Origin of the sequence: Centipeda felix (assembly GCF_900186465.1) — a bacterium.
In the GTDB taxonomy this organism is placed as follows: Bacteria; Bacillota; Negativicutes; order Selenomonadales; family Selenomonadaceae; genus Centipeda; species Centipeda felix.
The window spans coordinates 330,731-347,510 of record NZ_LT891957.1 but is presented as its reverse complement, the minus strand read 5'-3'; the positions used below and the strand labels follow the sequence as shown (position 1 = coordinate 347,510).

Here is a 16,780-nt window from a genome sequence, read left to right as displayed (position 1 = left end):
TTCAACAAGATGCGGTGATGATGCCTGGACGGTTCCACCTGTTCCCATTCCGAACACAGTAGTTAAGCGTCCACAGGCCGAGGGTACTTCGTTGGAGACGACGTGGGAGAGTAGGTAGTTGCCGCAAAAACATGAAGCTGTTGTACGATGACAATATGGTCTGTGTACAGCAGCTTTTTCTTATTTTATCAATGAAAGACAATCTCAATTATAGGCTTTGTTTATCGTTCGTACTGGAAGTTATTGACTTTTTATATGAAAGCACCTACAATGTGAAATGTTAATCCCGAGTATTTTTGTAAGGATTCAATACAGATGTAAACCTAAGGGAGTTTTTATTATGACAGATACATTGCTACAGATCACCGATCTTCATGCCGGTGTCGAGGGCAAGGAAATTCTAAAGGGTGTCAACCTCACGGTACGTAAAGGGGAGGTTCATGTTATCCTTGGCCCGAATGGGTCGGGCAAGTCTACGTTGATGAACGTGATGATGGGGCACCCAAAGTATGAGATGACGCATGGGCGTATTGTCTTTGATGGGAAGGATATTTCGGAGCAGCCGTCCTATGAGCGTGCGCGTGACGGGCTTTTTCTCGCCTTCCAGACACCGGAGGAGATCCCGGGGATCACGGTCGAGAATATGATCCGTACGGCGCGCCAGATGGTTACAGGTAAGAAGGAGAAGCTGCTCGCCTTCCGCAAGGAACTGAATGCGATGATGGCAGAGCTGAAGATTGATCCGAGCTATGCACAGCGTTATCTGAACGTCGGCTTCTCCGGCGGGGAGAAAAAGCGCAGCGAAGTCCTGCAGCTGCTCATGCTCCAGCCGAAATTGGCCCTCCTCGATGAGACGGACTCCGGGCTTGATGTCGATGCGGTGCAGATCGTCTCTGAGGGCGTTGCAAAGTTCCATACAGCTGAGAATGCCTGTCTGATTATCACGCATAACGCACGCATCCTCGATAAGCTGAAGGTGGACTTTGTCCATGTGCTTGCCAAAGGCGAGATCATTCGTGAGGGCGGCGCAGAGCTCGTGGAACAGATCAATGCGGAAGGCTTTGCCCATATTCTTGCAGAGCACGATAGAGTGGGGTGAGCAGGAATGGGGGATTTTGTACCAAAGAAGAAAACCCAGATCGACGATATTGAGCGCACAATCTACGATATCACGAACGAGGATCGCTCTGCGTATAAGTCTGCGTCGGGACTGACGGAGGAGATCATCCGTGATATTTCTGCACGCAAGCACGATCCCGCATGGATGCTTGATTTTCGCCTGAAATCACTCAAGGTCTACCATGAAACACCAATGCCGGCATGGGGGCCGGATCTGTCGGCGCTGGACATGGATGAGATCGTGACCTATGTCCGTCCCGATGCGAAGATGGTCGGCGACTGGAATGAGGTTCCCGAGGACATCAAGGATACGTTTGACCGTCTGGGGATTCCCGCGGCGGAGAAGTCCTCGCTCGCGGGCGTCGGAGCACAGTACGACTCCGAGGTGGTCTATCACTCGATTCAGGAGTCGCTCGTGAAGCAGGGGGTCGTCTACACGGATATGGAGACGGCACTGCAGGAGTACGGCGATATTGTTCAGCAGTACTTTATGACGCTTGTGCCGCCGAAGGCACATAAATTTGCTGCACTGCACGGTGCGGTCTGGTCGGGCGGCTCTTTCGTCTACGTGCCCGAGGGGATTCAGGTGGACATCCCGCTGCAGTCCTATTTCCGTCTCAATGCAGCAGGGGCAGGGCAGTTTGAACATACGCTCATCATCGTGGAGAAGGGCGCCAGCCTGCATTTCATCGAGGGATGTTCTGCGCCAAAGTACAATGTGACGAATCTCCATGCGGGCTGTGTCGAGCTGTTCGTCAAGGAGGGGGCGCGTCTGCGCTACTCGACGATCGAAAACTGGTCGCGCAACATGATGAATCTCAATACGAAGCGCGTGAAGGTGGAGAAGAACGGTGCCGTGGAGTGGGTCTCCGGCTCGTTCGGCTCACACGTCTCGATGCTCTATCCGACGAGTATCCTGCAGGGGGAGAATGCGACCTGTGAGTTCACGGGGATCACCTTTGCCTCGAAGGGGCAGGAACTCGATACGGGAGCGACGGTCATCCTCGATGCGCCCAATACGTCAGCAAATATCAGCACGCGCTCGATCTCAAAGTCGGGCGGTGCCGCGATCTATCGCAGTGGGGTCAAGGTGACACCGCGTGCTGTCGGGGCAAAGTGCTCCGTCAACTGTGAGTCGCTGATGCTCGACTCCGCGTCACGGAGTGACACGCTTCCCGTGATGGATGTTGCCTGCGATACGGTGGACATCGGACATGAGGCAAAGATCGGACGCATCAGTGATGAGGCGATCTTCTATCTGATGAGCCGCGGCATCGACGAGGAGGAGGCGCGCGCGATGATCGTGCGCGGATTCGTTGAGCCGATTGCGAAGGAACTCCCGCTAGAGTATGCGGTTGAGATGAATAATCTGGTCAATATTGAATTGGAAGGGGCGATGGGATGATGGCAGCAGCCAATGGATTCAGCCGCATCCCTATGCCGACATGGCGTTGGCTGGGGGTCAACGACCTGCCTGTGCCCGATGGGCTCACACTGCCTGTTGCACCAATACAGCTCTCCGCAGCGGCAGGAGAATGCGTGCATCATGTGGTGGAGCTGCGTGAAAGCGGTGCACAGGAGATTGAGGTAACGGTTGCCGACGGTGCAGAGCTGTCGCTGACCTATATCCAGCTGGCTCCGACAGATGCGCCTGCCGCTAGCCGGATCCATGCGGCGGTGGGAAAGGGAGGCCGCTTTTCCTGTACCCTCGTCGAGGCGGGCGCACAGCATACCGCCTCGGAACTGCAGGTGACACTCGTAGGCGATCAGGCGTGTACGGATGTATGGGGGCTCTATTTCGGTGATGATGAGCGCAAAATTGATCTCAACTATATCATCCGTCAGGAGGGGCAGCACACGGATGCCAATATGCAGGTGCGCGGCGCGCTTCTCGGGCACTGTGTCAAGAACTTTCGCGGAACGCTTGACTTTATCCAAGGCGCGCGCGGTTCGGTCGGCAAGGAAGATGAGGAAGTAACGATTCTTTCCCCACATGCACGGAACCGCAGTGTCCCGCTGATGCTTTCCCATGAGGGAGATGTAGACGGACACCATGCCGTCAGCATCGGGCGGATGGATGCGGACAAGCTGTTTTATCTGATGAGCAGGGGGCTCGACGAGCGCGCGGCACAGCAGCTCATCGTCGAGGCATCCTTTGCCCCTGTGCTGGCGCGCATCACGGATGAGAAACTGCGTACGGAGATTGGAGACTATTTGGAGAGGAGACTGTTGGGTGGAACGCAAGGTGAATGAGTATCTGCGGGATTTTCCCATCCTGCAGACGAAGATGAACGGCCGTCCCATTGTTTATCTTGACAATGGCGCAACGACACAGAAACCGGAGACGGTCATCCGTGCAGTCGCTGACTACTGTACGTACTGTAATGCGAACCCGCATCGCGGTGCGTATGAGCTCTCGGTCAAGGCGACGGATATCTATGAACGGGCACGCGTGCGCACGCAGCAGTTCATCGGTGCGGCGCGTCCGGAGGAGGTCGTATTCACGAAGAATGCGACGGAGGCACTGAACCTCGTGGCGTACAGCTATGGTCTTGCGAATGTCCATGAGGGGGATGAGATCGTCATTACGATCTCAGAGCATCACAGCAATATCGTTCCGTGGCAGTTCGTGGCAAAGTCGCGCGGTGCTGTGCTGAAGTATATCTATCTGGGCGAGGACGGCAATCTCTCCGAGGCAGATATTGCAGAAAAGATCACGGAGCGGACGAAGATTGTCGCTGTGACGCAGGTATCCAATGTGCTCGGTCTCGTCAACGATGTGCGCGCCGTTGCCGACCGTGCTCATGCGGTCGGTGCGGTCGTCGTTGTCGACGGCTCGCAGAGCGTACCGCACATCAAGGTGGATGTGCAGGCGATGGATGCGGATTTCTTTGCGTTCTCGGGGCATAAGATGCTTTCCCCGATGGGTATCGGCGTCCTCTATGGCAAGTACGATATACTCGATGCGATGCCGCCCTTCCTCTTTGGCGGGGACATGATCGACTATGTCGGCGAGCAGGAGACGACGTTTGCCGAATTGCCGGCAAAGTTCGAGGCGGGGACGCAGAACGTCAGCGGTGCATCAGGACTGATTGCGGCGATCGACTATCTGGACAAGATCGGCTTTGACCGCATCGAGGCGATTGAGCGCGATCTGCTCAGCTATGCACTGCCGCAGCTGCGGGAACTGCCCTTTGTGGAGCTCTATGGATGCGATTCGACCCGTGGAAATAAGACGGGCATCATCACATTCAACGTCAAGGATGTCCATCCGCATGATGTATCGACGATTCTTGACAGCTACGGCGTTGCGATTCGCGCGGGACACCACTGTGCGCAGCCGCTCATGCGCTATCTCGGACAGAACGCTACCTGCCGCGCGAGTTTCTACCTCTACAATACGCATGAGGACATAGATCAGTTTATCGCGGCGCTGAAAAAGGTACGGGGGGTGCTCGGCTATGCCGACTGAAAACGCAGCTCTCGGCGATCTCTATACAGAGGTCATCGGCGAGCACAGCCGCTCGCCCGAGAACAAGGGCGAGCTCGCAGCGGCGACCGTGCGTGAGCGCGGACATAATCCGAGCTGCGGCGATGAGATCACACTCGAACTCCAGATTGAGAACGGCATCATCAAGGATGCCGCATTTACTGGAGTCGGCTGCGCTATCTCACAGGCGAGCACGGACATCATGATCGACCTCATGCGCGGTAAGACCGTGGAGGAGGCACAGCGCCTCGCCCAACTCTTCACGTCGATGATCAAACGCGAGGTGACAGACGATGCCGCATTGGAGGAGCTCGATGAGGCAATCGCGCTCAAGAACATCTCCAACATGCCCGCGCGCGTCAAGTGCGCAGTGCTGGCATGGCATACGCTGGAAGACGTGCTGAAGAAGGATCAGTGAGATTGAAAGAGGACTGTTTTGAAATAATGCGTTCGAAGCGGTCCTCTTTCTGCTGATTGGATTCCTTTACAATAATGCGCATCGAGTACTTGCGGACTGCATAAAAACATGGTATACTGTCTCTTGTCGCGTGAGTGCGTATTTCGTGCGCGCTCGCAGAAGAATAACTCTGCCGCTGCAAAACGGCGGCCATAGACCAAAGAGGAGGTGATTTCGTGAGATTGTACGAAGTCATATTTATTGTGAAGCCGATGGAGGAAGATGCGACAAACGCCGTCATCGAGAAGTTCACAAAGCTCATTCAGGCAAACGGCGGTAAGATCGAGAAGGAAGACCGCTGGGGCAAGAAGCGTCTCGCCTATGAGATCAAGGACATGACCGAAGGATACTACGTTCTGCTGTACGTCAATGCAGAGCCTGCCTGTGTTGCTGAGTGCGACCGTGTGATGAAGATCACCGACGATCTGCTCAAGCACATGATCGTCCGCGCAGACGGCATCGAGGAGTAAGGGGCGTACGGAGTCATCCGTACGTTCTGTATGCGTGACGGGATTCATTCAGGAGAGAGAAACCCATGAACAGAGTCATACTGATCGGTCGCCTTGCGCGCGACCCTGAGATTCGCTACACACAGAGCGGCAAAGCATTTTGCCGTTTTACGGTGGCGGTTGACCGCCGCTTCTCGCGTGCAGCACAGCAGGAAGGCCAGCAGACGGCTGATTTCATCCCCGTGACATGCTGGGAGAAACTCGCCGAGATCTGCGGCAACAATCTCACCAAGGGACGCCGTATCGGCGTCGAGGGGCGCATCCAGGTGCGCAGCTACGACGGCAGCGACGGACAGCGCAAGTATGCGACGGATGTGGTGGCAGACAATGTGGAGTTCCTTGATTCCAAGAATGCCGGCAGCTCGCAGGGCGGCTATGACGCATCTGCGCCGCGTTCTGCCGCACCCGCTGCGGGCGGCGGAGCTGCACCGGATATGATGGGACCCGTCATTCCCGATGACGACATTCCATTCTGAGCATGAAGATGATCGAAATATCCTGAAATGAGGAGGGACAGCGAACATGATGAAACGAGATCGGGGCCGCAAGCCTCGTCGCAAGGTCTGCTCGTTCTGCGTGGACAAGGTAGACCATATCGACTATAAGGATGCCGCAAAGCTGCGTCGCTTTACGACGGAGCGTGGCAAGATCCTGCCGCGTCGCATTTCCGGCAACTGCGCAAAGCATCAGCGTCAGGTGACGCTTGCCATCAAGCGCGCGCGTAATATTGCGCTTCTTCCGTTTACGGCGGAGTAAACGGATCGCATGACCGCACCTTCGGGTGCGGTTTTTTGTTGGCATCTAAAGCATCCTTAACGCGGCTATGTTACTGTATAGGCAGTGTGATATGAGGAAGGAGTAACCTATGAAGAACAAGAAGTATATCGCCGGAGTGCTGGCTCTTGCCCTGGGCCTCGGTATTGCAGCAGTACCGAGTGCAGAGGCAGCAGCGCCGGCAGTTCAGTCGCTCGATTACATCAACGGGGCGACGAATGAGTACAGTTTTCGCATGAAGGAAGAAGCTCGTGTCCATGAGCAGAACGTGCGCAAGATCCGCTTTGAGTTCCGTCGGGACGGCGATCAGGAGAAGTATGATCGTGCGATGAAGGAAGAGCAGCGGCGTCACGACCGCGCGGTAAAGCAGATCAAGCGGGACTACGATCAGCGTACGCCCTGGCGTCGCTAAAAAAGACCTTATCCTATGCCATTTGACGTAGGATAAGGTTCTTTTTTATTTTTGTCGTTCAACAGTGTCGATCACAGTTCCATCCAGAGCCTCACAGGTGATGCGGAGATGATGTGCATCCGCCTCCAGATAGAGGTAGTTCGATGGTGCGGGATTCGCGGAGGCGGCGAGGTCGTAGGACTCGGGCGGGACATCGAAGTACTCATCGCCGCCCGGTCCGCCAAGGAGATAGAGCGTCCCCTGTGTGTCCGTCTGCCCCGCACGGATCTGACGCCGCCGATAGGCGTGGACGTGTCCCGTGACAACGAGGTCGATGCCGCACGCATCGAATGCATCCATAAAGACGCACCCCACGTCACTGATGCCGTGCTGCGTCTCCTGTACGGTCTGATACTCTCCGTAGGCGAGAATATCCTTGTGCATGAGGATGATTTTCCATGGGGCGGAGGATGCCGCCGCATCGCGTTTCAGCCAGGCGAGCTGCTCCTCATTCAGGGCCGCACCGCACGCACCGCACTCGAGGAACTGTGTATCGAGGACAATCACGTGCACTGCTCCGAGATCGAAGGAATAATAGTGGCCGCGAAATGCCGCGCTGCCATTTTCGGGCAGGGCAAAGGTCTTGAGATACCGCAGCGGCAGGGTATCCGTCCACGCGAGGCTATAATACTCGTGATTGCCGAGCACGGGGACATGAGGAATGCGAGCGAGCGGGGATGGACTCCCCTCCATCGCCGCGAAGAAGCTATCCCAATGCCACGTGGATTCGCCGTTGTCGGTGAGGTCGCCGACGAGTGCGGCAAAATCCGCATCGCTGTGACGCCGCCATGCTGCCTGATAGAGGCTGTTCCAGACGCTGTAATCCTCCCCGCATTGGCTGTCCGAAAAGAGCAGAGCACGCACGGGCGTACGGACTGCATGTGGGGCAGACAGGGGAATCCAATCGGATGCCCCAGCCGTATGCGTGACACGGTAGGCACCGCCGCCTGTAGGCAGAGGGATCTCTGCGTGGTAGACGAATTGCTCTGCGTCGTCTATGGTGAAATGCGTGTAAGAGGGAACGAATGCCGTGATATGTCCATCTCTTCCGCTGCGCAGCTCGACATGTGCGCCGCGCAGGAGAGTGGACGCGTCCCACTGGATCATGCGCGTGTTGCTTGGCTGTGCCGTAATGATCTGGCGCAGGTGGCGGATGCCGTCTGCTGCGGCTGCGGCACGAGATGAAAAGAGACCGCCGAGTCCCATTGTGAGAATGGACTGAAGGGCGGTCTGAAGGAAATGGCGTCGTGTCATGATTTTTTCTCCACATCCTGTACGGCGGCCTCTGTGCGCATCATGCGTCGTTCGAAACGGATGGCGGTGTAGATGAGAATGGCAGCGCAGATAACAACAACGACCAGGCGCGTCTTATCCTCCTGCTGCATGATGAGGTCATGCCCGATGATTGCCTCGATGCCCGTCGAGGGAAATTTTCCGACGAGAGAGGCGAGGACGTAGTCGCGCAGACGGATCGAGGAGAGGGCGCCGACGGCATTCATGATAGCGGAGGGCAGGTATGGCACCATGCGTCCGATGAGCATGATGATGAAGCCCTTGCTGCCGCTGTAGTGATCGACCTTTGCGAGAAAGGGGCTCTTCGCGATCGCCTTTTCTGCCGCATCGCGGAAGTAGAAGCGCATCAGCACGAAGGCAACCGTTACGCCGACGGTCTCTGCGACACAGGACAGAATGATGCCGGGGACAATGCCGAATAGGATGACGTTTGCCGTCGAGAAAATGACGGCGGGCGGAAAGCCAAGTGCATTGGTAAAGAGGGTGAGCAAAAAGGCGAAGAGGACTGCTCCATCGCCGAAGGTGTGAATGTACTCCACCGTCGCCGGAATATCACCGCTGGCAAGCAGCGTGAAGAGTGAGGGGAGGAACTGCGGTGCAATGAGATGGATGATGACAAAGAGAAGGATGATGGCGAGTGCCGCACCGAGTTTGAGGATGCCCATGCCCTGTGGTCGTTTCACGTGAGTACCTCCTCCTGAGGGAGTCAGTTCATAAATAGCATGGCGAATGCACCGAGGAGCAGGGCAAGACTAAAGCCCTGCATGGCGTTCGCAATGCTATTTCCGTAGGCGGCGGAAAAATGTGCTGCGATTTTGCGCAGCTCAAAGATGAGGAAGGACAGACAGAAGAAGGCGAGTGCCGTGTCGTCCTGTGTCCACCCATAGGCGAAGATCAGTGCCGTGAGGACGATGCCGGTCTGCTCCCCACGGGAGAAGAGACGCTGCGGCTCTTGTGCCCGCTCGCGCTCGTCGATCTGCGCGCGGGTCAGCGGAATGCCCATTTCGTCCATTTTTTCCTGATCGCGGTCAAACCACCGGTAGTGGAACCCCATGGATCTTCACCTCCATCGTTTTGTTCGGGCTAATTGGATGCGATGCGCCGCTGCGTCGGCAGATTGCCAGGTTTTGGTAGGTCAGGACGCTTGTTTGGACGCAACGACGGCTTCTCAGGCGCAGGCTGTACGGGCGGATTGGGTGCGCTCGGCGTGGGATGTGACGGGCGGCCGTTCTTATTCTGCGCCGCCTCCATACGCGTGCGCATGCGTGCCCGCTGTTGTTCCTGCTCCGCACGCTCCTGCTGCATGATGCGCAGGCGCTCCGTCTGCAGCTCATCCGAGCCGTAGTAGACGCGTGCCTCCTCCACGATCTCCGGCAGCTCTGCATAGAGATAGCGGCCGGGACAGGCTGTCGCGTTAAAGTCGCGGTGCCCCTTTACCGTGACGCCCCAGATGGGATCCAGCTGATAGACGGTGCAGAGGGCGGCGATCAGATGCGCGGCGCTGTGTTTCTGTGCCTCGGTCGGTACAGCGTCCTCGAAATTTCCGACGATGTTGATGCCGACGGTATGTCGATTCTCGCCGTAGACATGTGCGCCGACGGTGCCCATGGGGCGTCCCTCCTCGATCGTGCCGTCCTTGCGGATGAGGAAGTGGTAGCCGATGCCCGCCCAGCCATTGTGCAGATGCCACTCATGGACGGTCGCGGCGGAGACATCTGCGTTCGTGTTGCCGATGTGATGAATGACGATGCAGTCCGTGACAAAGCGGTTTTCGAGTGCGCCAAAGGAGAGATACGTCGGCTTTATCGTCACGCCCGGAAGGGCGGAGGGAATGTACCATGATGCCTCTGCCGCATCGGGAAAAAAGGGGAAAAGGGCTGCACCGATGCCAACGAGGGTCATGCGGCGCAGAAAGTCTCTACGGTTCATGTGGAATCTCCCGGGAAATGATCGTGTGGTCGTGGATGCGCAGCTCCGTCTCATGCAGCGCATAGAGGGTCGAGCGATGCCCGACGCTGATGATGCCCGACGCAGGAAGCTCCTGTCGGAGCAGCTCGTACAGGGCACGTTCGCGCGGCTCGTCGAGGGCGGATGTTGCCTCATCGAGAAAGATCCAGTCGGGGCGGATGAGCAGGATGCGTGCAAAGGCAAGACGCTGCTGCTCACCGAGCGACAGGATACGGCTCCAGTCGTCCGTGTCGGATAGGCGTGGCGCGAGGTGGGGGAGTCCAACCTGCGCGAGCACGTGCGCCATCTCCGTATCAGAGACGGCCGCCGTACACGGGTAGGAGAGTGCGCGGCGGAGTGTGCCGAGCGGCAGATAGGGATGCTGCGGGAGGAAGAGGCGCGACGAGCGTTCAGGCATCGTCACAGTGCCGCTGCCCGCAAACCAAATCCCTGCGACAGCGCGCAGGAGCGTGCTCTTGCCGACGCCCGACTCCCCCGTAACGAGCACGCGGCTGCCCTCTGGCAGGGTCAGTGCGGAGACGGCAAAGAGCTCCGCACCGTGCGGGAGCGCGACGTGCAGATCACTGAGACGCAATGCGTCCTCCGCATCGTCCTCGTGGACGATCATGGGCGGAACGGCAGCGGCCTCGTTGATATGCGCAGTAAAGCCCGACAGTCGCTGGATGACGGCGGACAGCTCGGCGATGGAGCTGTAGGAGTCAACGAAGAAGGACAGCGCATCCTGCACACGGCCGAATGCCGAGATGGTCTGCATCAGACCGCCGAGGGCGATCTCGCCCGCATAGTAGCGTGGCGCCGCCATGATGAGCGGAAAGATAATAGCGAGCTGCCCGTAGCCGTTCACATAGAAGTTCAGCAGCTTCGTCCGCCGCATCAGCCCCCAGTAGTTTTTAATGACATTGGCAAAGCGTTCCTTGAACCCCTGTGTCTCTGCCATCTCGCCGCGATAGAACGCGATGCTCTCGCTGTTCTCCCGCACGCGCATCATGCTGAAACGGAAATCCGCCTCGTAGCGCTGCTGATCGAAATTCAGTCGGATGAGTTTTCGCCCGACCAGATGGACGAGGACGCTGCCAACGCCCGCATAGAGGAGGGACAGCCAGAACATATAGCCGTAGATGGTGAATGCCTCACTCCCGATGGGGACGGTGAGCGCCCCCGACAGATTCCACAGCACGACGGCGAATGCGCCGAGTGTCGTGAGCTGTTTCAGTGCGCCGACGAGAAGCGTCAGCGTCAGCGTGACGAACTGGTTGATGTCCTCGCTGATACGCTGGTCGGGGTTGTCCGTGTCGCTGCGCAGTACCTGCAGACGGTAGTAGACCTGCCCACGCATCCAGCGCGTGAGATACTCCTCCGTCATCCATGTGCGCCAGTGGATCGTCAGCATCTGCCGCAGATAGACGGCATAGACGGCAATGACGATGTAGAGGAGGGCAAGCCCCGTAAACGTGCCGATGAGCGGCCAAAAGGAAGCCCAGTCATACGCTTGGAGTGCATCGTAGAAATTGCGGTACCAGTCATTGATGCGGACGAGCAGATAGACCATGACGAGATTGAGCACGATCACGGATGCAAGCAGTCCGCGCGCTTTCCACTTTTCCGCAGAGCTCCAATATCCCTTGAACAGCTGCCAAAAGCCACGGATGAGGGGCAGTTTCACGCTGTATCCTCCTTTTTTGAACGAACGGTATTTATTATAGTATTTTTTCATCAGAACCGCAAGGGAGCGCATCGGGAAATGAAAGATGCTATCATTGACGAACACATCAATATATAGTAGAATACAGCTGTATCGTCTATATGGGGATCGAGGGGAAAGGACTTGCCATGGATTCTATCGCGCAGGGCATCACATTTTTTAAGCAGGGCGGCATCGTCATGTATTTCTTGGCGATTGCGTCCATTTTTGTTGTCTTTATTGGAATCGAGCGCGCATTTTACTTTGCACGCGCGGATGCAGGACGTGCGTTTGCGCACGCCTTCATGCTCCATATTGCCAATGCTCGCTATGCGGAGGCGCTTGCCCTTGCACGCGACCAGCGCGGCGCGATTGCCGACATTCTGTTCAGTGCGATCACCAAGAACAGCAGCCGCGCCGATCGGATGAGTGCCTACATGGAGATCCAGTCCGGCATCGCCCTCTCCAAGATGCGGCGGCGCATCTACTACCTGAGCGTGATCGTGACGATGGCGCCGCTTCTTGGCCTCCTAGGGACGATCAGCGGCATGATTACGACGTTCAGCGTGTTCAACATCCAGGCGGGCGAGCCGGCGGCGATCACGGGCGGCATCGGTGAGGCGCTGATTGCGACGGCGATGGGACTCTGCGTTGCCCTCGTCGCCCTGATGGTGCATGCGTATTTCTCCCAGCGGATCGAGAACATCGTCACGGATATGGAGATGTGCTTTTCCGCTGCTGAGAGCAGCCGTCTCGCTCTCGCCGACGCTGCCGGCGTCACGGCGGACGATGCAGCGGAGGGGGCGGCACAATGAGACTGCGTGACCGCAGGGCATTCGGAAAGCCTGAGGTCGTCATCATCCCGATGATCGACATCATGTTCTTCCTGCTCGTCTTCTTCATCATGAGTACACTCTACATGGTCAACGTCAAGACCGTGGATGTCAACCTCCCCAAGGCGCAGTCGGCACAGACGCAGCTGAACGTGACCTATCTCGTCACGGTGCGCAAAGATGGCTCGCTCTGGCTCGAGGATCAGCCGATTGATGCGGATACCCTCGTACAGCAGGCACGCATGGAGTCACAAAAAAATCCGCGCTTTGCCGTCGTCGTGCGCGCGGATGGGGATATGAACTACAGCGGCGTCATGGAGCTGCTGGATCGCTTCCGCCAAGCGGGGATTACGCGCTTTGGACTAGCGGCGCAGTAAGGGAATAGAAACAGGGGCTGCTCTGTACGATTTCGCTTCGTACAGCAGCCCCTATCTTTATGGCATCTTTCGTTCCACCACGGGCGCAGCCTCCAGTCGCACCTCGAACGTGCGCGGCCACGGGTAGTACGCTGTGATATTGCTCCGCACGACCCGCAGCATCATGCCGTTTTGGATCACGGGCATGCGGAATGCGGCGGTTGATTCATAGCTCCTCATGCACCGGCTCAGATCGTTCATCAGGAGATCGTTCGCCCAGCGCCAGTTTCGCGTGAGATCGAGATCGGCACTGTTCGCATAGCCCGCACGGCGGAGCGCGTCGTTCACGCGGTCAATCGTCTCCTTGAGGTAGAACTCGTCCTCTGCCATGCGCCCTGTGAGAAAGGCGAGATTTGCAGCGGCGGCGCGTTCCCGCTCCTCTGCTGTCGCGGCATTTTTCATGGCGCAGTGGTAGAGAACGGCCTCCGCGACTGCCGTACCGATGGCGTTGCTCGCCGTATTCCACCCCGCGTATGCTGTCAGGGCGTTCACGGGGACATTTTTTTCGGTCAGAATGGGGAGCAGTGTCTCCTCCGCACGAAAATGGCGCGATAGATCGACGAGTGCGACGGATTTTTCTGCGGAAAGCAGCCGATGGATCGCGGCGGCAGAGGGTGTGCGTGTGCCAAGCGTATCCGCGTCATTGTCGCCCGCCGCGATGAAGAGGGTTAGGTCGCTGTTCGCATCATCCGGTGCGAGCGTGCCGCCGAGCATGGAGATCTTCTCCCGTGCCGTCACATCGTTCGAGACCGCCATAAAAGGAAAGACAGCGTCTGCCATATCGTCACGCGCATAGCGGAGTGAAATGCGTGGAGGGGCGCCGCCGCGCGCACGCAGATCATCGATGGCCATCCGCGCGAGCATTGAGAGCGCGATCTCATCCGCCCCGTGCACAATCATCGCCCGCTCCGGGGCGATATTTTTTTGTGTGAGCAGGGCGGAGAGCTCCGCCTTTTTCAGATTGCCGACGGAGAACTCCTCGCCGTCGTCCTGCCCGAGCACAAGGCGTGTGAGCGTGCCCTCCTCGGTGAGCGTAATGAGCATGGCGGCGAGTGCCGTGCTCTCGTCGAAGTGCGCAAGATACTTTTGCAGATCCGCATCGGGGATCTCGGCGCGCAGACGTGCCATTTCCTCCGCATCGACCGACAGCCCTGCGCCCGCGCGCCCTAGGAGACGGGCATAGGCGAGGAGCGCGCGCCGCTCGCGCCAGCCCTCGATACCGTCTTGCGGGATCGCGCGCGGCAGAATATAGAACGCGTGCAGGGGGACATCGGGATGCGCTGCGTGTAGGTCACGGAGATACGCGGTGAGCGCGTCGATGTCCTCCACCGAGATATGCGCCTCGCGTGCGGCGAGCAGACCGCCCGAGAGCAGCTGATCGACCGAGAGAATGGCGGCATCCGCCTCATGGATATGCGCAGCCACCCAGCTTCGCATCGCTGCCGTGTCGCCTGCCATGGAGTAGTAGTCCATCAGCTCGGACGGCGGCGTCATGACCTCCCGTCCAATGATTTTGCCGCCGTTTACGACAAACGCCCCGCACGGCGGACGCGAATCGAGCGGGACGAGCAAAATGGGGCGCCGCACTGCCCCATCCTCCATAGCGGTGGAGAGCGGCTGCCACTCTCCCGCGTATATGGGATGGAAGGCAAAATGAAAAAGGAGGAGGGAGAGCGCGAGAAAAGCGGTGATCATCCCGAAACTTTGCTTCATGCAGAATCCCCCTTCGTTTGCTTTATCAGAAGTATTTTACTGGATACCACACTGTTCTGCAATCCGTTGTTTGCTGTAGAAGCAACAAGCCGTTCGGAAAGGTGCAGGGAAAATGGGACAAATGTGTGCACTGCGACCGCTTGAGCATAGCAGATAATATGAGAATCTATTTCTTGCCTATTGCGTTAATTTTAGATAAAATAAGAGATAACTTAGGGGGGGTGCGCGTTCATGAATCAGAATATTGCAATTAATTTTTTCAGCCCGGTACGATGCGAAAAAGATCCCGATGCGGAAACCGGGCTGCGAATTTCTGTTGTCAGAGAAGGTGCTTTTGTGCTGGAGGTGGGAAGTGAGCCGTTCCCGGGATTCCAGACGAACGAAGCACCGCTTGCGAATGTGGTCGATCTGCTGGCACAGAAGAGGGAGCGTCTACACCGTGTCTATTGCCTCGTAACGCCGCAGTGCCTCTCGGCGGAGATGGGCGGCGAGGATAGAGGCCTTGTGGTCGAGGAGCACGGACAGCGCAGCGAATACCCCAGTCAGTTCGAGTTCTGGTGCAGTCGGATGAAACGACTGCGTCCTGCGCTCGTGGAGACGGACTTCATACCAATACTACTCCACTATCATGAGGATACACTGATCGAGGACATCGAGAGTCAGGTCGCATCTCTGACCGAACGCATCAAGGCAGATGCCGGTGGATTCGCCGAATGGCATGCCTGTCACATCTATGCGGATATTACAGGCGGGGCACGCTATGTCACCATGATGATGACATCCGTCATGCAGTTTTTGCAGTATGATGGAATGCGGGTTGAGAAGATGATCTATGCGGATTTCAAGACATTGTCGCTCGAAAACCGCATATTTGATGTGCATGGCACCATTGATGTCTATAAATTGGTCGCGGGAGCGGATGCATTCGTTTCCTATGGCATTTCCCGGACGATTGAGGAGTATTTTGACTACGATGCAGAAAGCGGCAGCTCCGGCAAGCCGATCAGCGACGCTCTCAAGGGCGTGCTTCGTGCCATGCACACGTTTTCGGATGCCATCCAGATCTGTCAGACGGGTAATATCCCACCGGCGCTTTCCGCACTGAGTACAGCGATTACGATATTTTTGGACGTGCCCGAGGAAGACCGTACGGTTGACGATCGTATGTTCATGCAGCTCATTGATACGATCACCGAGGGCTATGGCGAATTGCTCGGAGAGACAGAGGATGAAGCGGAGCGCTACGTGCCGATCATCCGCTGGTGCATAGAGAAGGGACTGCTCCAACAGGCCATGACACTCGCGACCGAGTGGATTCCCGTGTGCTTCGTCCGGCAGGGGATTGTCTATCCTGTGTCGGCGTATATGCCTTGCGCGGAGCAGGCGGTAGATCGGATGCACCCCGGCTGGATGCAGAACTTCATCATCAGTCCCGCATTCTATTGGAACGCGATTCAAGAGATGTGCGTTGATACCTACCGCCCCATACTTACGGATGCACTGGAATCCGGCATTGTTCCAGAGGGCGCACCCTCGCTCGTCTCAGCCGTGCGAGGCGTGAGGCAGACGTTTTCCCAGCTGCGGAGTAATATGGAAGGACTGAGGACGCTCCCAGCAGATGTTCTGGAAATTTATGAGCTCGTCTGCATAAGCCTCGAGAAGGGAAACAGCGGACAATCGTGGACAGTACGCGGGCTTTTACAAGACAACAATGCGTGGCATCTGATCAAGTCGCAGATTTTGAAGAAAAAGAACAATCTCCTGGTCTATCGTCTGCTCGGGATTAAGCAGTGTACCTTTCGGCAGGGCAACCCCAACGATATAGAGGAGCGCTGGGCAGCGTGGGAGGATACATGGATCAAAATGCTGGAGACCATGGGGATTGTGAAGACGGACTGCGGCAGGGAGCCGATGCTGTCCTGCCTGCGTGCGTACTTCTACCTGCGTGGGCAGCGCAATCAGGTCAACCATGCGACTGCAGAAAATACACTGGGGCGCAGGGAGATCGTAGACTTGCTGGACAATGTACTGGCAGAACTTTCTGCGGCAGCATCAAATTCACAGGAGGAGCGGTAA

18 protein-coding genes and 1 rRNA gene are annotated in these 16,780 nt (G+C 57.1%); 13 read left to right on the top strand and 6 right to left on the bottom strand.

The genetic code is table 11. The features are described from left to right. The first annotated feature begins 10 nt into the window (after positions 1–10). The 10 genes from rrf to C1713_RS04330 all read left to right on the top strand — a co-directional run bounded on the left by rrf (position 11) and on the right by C1713_RS04330 (position 6,761). Positions 11–127: ribosomal RNA gene (gene rrf, locus C1713_RS04375) — 5S ribosomal RNA — on the top strand. Between the two features lie 213 nt (positions 128–340). Continuing rightward, entirely contained in the window at positions 341–1,099 is a 759-nt protein-coding gene (gene sufC / locus C1713_RS04370) for a Fe-S cluster assembly ATPase SufC (protein ID WP_102493140.1), read from the top strand. A 6-nt stretch (positions 1,100–1,105) separates the two neighbouring features. Further along, complete coding sequence (gene sufB / locus C1713_RS04365; RefSeq protein WP_006691450.1) at positions 1,106–2,524, top strand: Fe-S cluster assembly protein SufB; 1,419 nt, start codon at positions 1,106–1,108, stop codon at positions 2,522–2,524. Beyond that, a complete protein-coding gene (locus tag C1713_RS04360) occupies positions 2,521–3,372 on the top strand; it encodes a SufD family Fe-S cluster assembly protein (RefSeq protein WP_102493139.1) in 852 nt (283 codons plus the stop codon). Before sufB ends, C1713_RS04360 begins: the two co-directional genes overlap by 4 nt. Continuing rightward, positions 3,353–4,591, top strand: coding sequence for a cysteine desulfurase (locus C1713_RS04355; protein WP_102493138.1), 1,239 nt, complete (start codon positions 3,353–3,355; stop codon positions 4,589–4,591). Before C1713_RS04360 ends, C1713_RS04355 begins: the two co-directional genes overlap by 20 nt. Beyond that, positions 4,581–5,027 (top strand): Fe-S cluster assembly sulfur transfer protein SufU, encoded by a 447-nt coding sequence (sufU, locus tag C1713_RS04350; protein ID WP_061946556.1) that lies wholly within the window; start codon positions 4,581–4,583, stop codon positions 5,025–5,027. The genes C1713_RS04355 and sufU overlap by 11 nt, the downstream gene beginning before the upstream one ends. Before the next feature lie 215 nt (positions 5,028–5,242). Next, positions 5,243–5,536: a 30S ribosomal protein S6 gene (gene rpsF, locus C1713_RS04345; protein ID WP_050341109.1), complete on the top strand. Its 294-nt coding sequence runs from the start codon at positions 5,243–5,245 to the stop codon at positions 5,534–5,536. A gap of 65 nt (positions 5,537–5,601) precedes the next feature. Further along, positions 5,602–6,051 (top strand): single-stranded DNA-binding protein, encoded by a 450-nt coding sequence (locus C1713_RS04340; RefSeq protein ID WP_050341107.1) that lies wholly within the window; start codon positions 5,602–5,604, stop codon positions 6,049–6,051. A gap of 46 nt (positions 6,052–6,097) precedes the next feature. Then, on the top strand, positions 6,098–6,331 hold the full coding sequence (gene rpsR / locus C1713_RS04335; protein WP_006306231.1) for a 30S ribosomal protein S18: 234 nt from the start codon (positions 6,098–6,100) through the stop codon (positions 6,329–6,331). A gap of 109 nt (positions 6,332–6,440) precedes the next feature. Next, positions 6,441–6,761 carry a hypothetical protein gene (locus tag C1713_RS04330; protein WP_009442465.1) on the top strand — a complete coding sequence of 107 codons (321 nt, stop codon included), beginning with the start codon at positions 6,441–6,443 and terminating at the stop codon, positions 6,759–6,761. A gap of 45 nt (positions 6,762–6,806) precedes the next feature. Here C1713_RS04330 and C1713_RS04325 read toward each other — a convergent pair whose 3' ends face one another. Genes C1713_RS04325 through C1713_RS04305 form a run of 5 tightly spaced genes read right to left on the bottom strand, consistent with a single transcriptional unit; the run spans position 6,807 to position 11,724 of the window. Next, complete coding sequence (locus C1713_RS04325) at positions 6,807–8,054, bottom strand: metallophosphoesterase family protein (protein ID WP_102493137.1); 1,248 nt, start codon at positions 8,052–8,054, stop codon at positions 6,807–6,809. Next, entirely contained in the window at positions 8,051–8,776 is a 726-nt protein-coding gene (locus C1713_RS04320; RefSeq protein ID WP_039980870.1) for a TVP38/TMEM64 family protein, read from the bottom strand. The genes C1713_RS04325 and C1713_RS04320 overlap by 4 nt, the downstream gene beginning before the upstream one ends. 23 nt (positions 8,777–8,799) lie before the next feature. Continuing rightward, on the bottom strand, positions 8,800–9,147 hold the full coding sequence (locus C1713_RS04315) for a hypothetical protein (RefSeq protein ID WP_102493136.1): 348 nt from the start codon (positions 9,145–9,147) through the stop codon (positions 8,800–8,802). 29 nt (positions 9,148–9,176) lie between these two features. Then, a complete protein-coding gene (locus C1713_RS04310) occupies positions 9,177–10,022 on the bottom strand; it encodes a peptidoglycan recognition protein family protein (protein WP_050341093.1) in 846 nt (281 codons plus the stop codon). Continuing rightward, the gene (locus tag C1713_RS04305; RefSeq protein ID WP_102493135.1) at positions 10,012–11,724 is read right to left on the bottom strand and encodes an ABC transporter ATP-binding protein/permease; all 1,713 of its coding nucleotides are present in this window, start codon (positions 11,722–11,724) and stop codon (positions 10,012–10,014) included. The genes C1713_RS04310 and C1713_RS04305 overlap by 11 nt, the downstream gene beginning before the upstream one ends. 167 nt (positions 11,725–11,891) lie before the next feature. Here C1713_RS04305 and C1713_RS04300 point away from each other — a divergent pair, with 167 nt between their 5' ends. Continuing rightward, positions 11,892–12,557 carry a MotA/TolQ/ExbB proton channel family protein gene (locus C1713_RS04300; RefSeq protein ID WP_039980867.1) on the top strand — a complete coding sequence of 222 codons (666 nt, stop codon included), beginning with the start codon at positions 11,892–11,894 and terminating at the stop codon, positions 12,555–12,557. After that, positions 12,554–12,952: an ExbD/TolR family protein gene (locus C1713_RS04295; RefSeq protein WP_009442458.1), complete on the top strand. Its 399-nt coding sequence runs from the start codon at positions 12,554–12,556 to the stop codon at positions 12,950–12,952. The genes C1713_RS04300 and C1713_RS04295 overlap by 4 nt, the downstream gene beginning before the upstream one ends. Before the next feature lie 57 nt (positions 12,953–13,009). Here C1713_RS04295 and C1713_RS04290 read toward each other — a convergent pair whose 3' ends face one another. Beyond that, entirely contained in the window at positions 13,010–14,704 is a 1,695-nt protein-coding gene (locus tag C1713_RS04290) for a DUF4127 family protein (protein ID WP_102493134.1), read from the bottom strand. 336 nt (positions 14,705–15,040) lie between these two features. Between C1713_RS04290 and C1713_RS04285 the strand changes: the two genes are divergently transcribed. After that, a complete protein-coding gene (locus tag C1713_RS04285) occupies positions 15,041–16,780 on the top strand; it encodes a TM1812 family CRISPR-associated protein (protein ID WP_170950765.1) in 1,740 nt (579 codons plus the stop codon).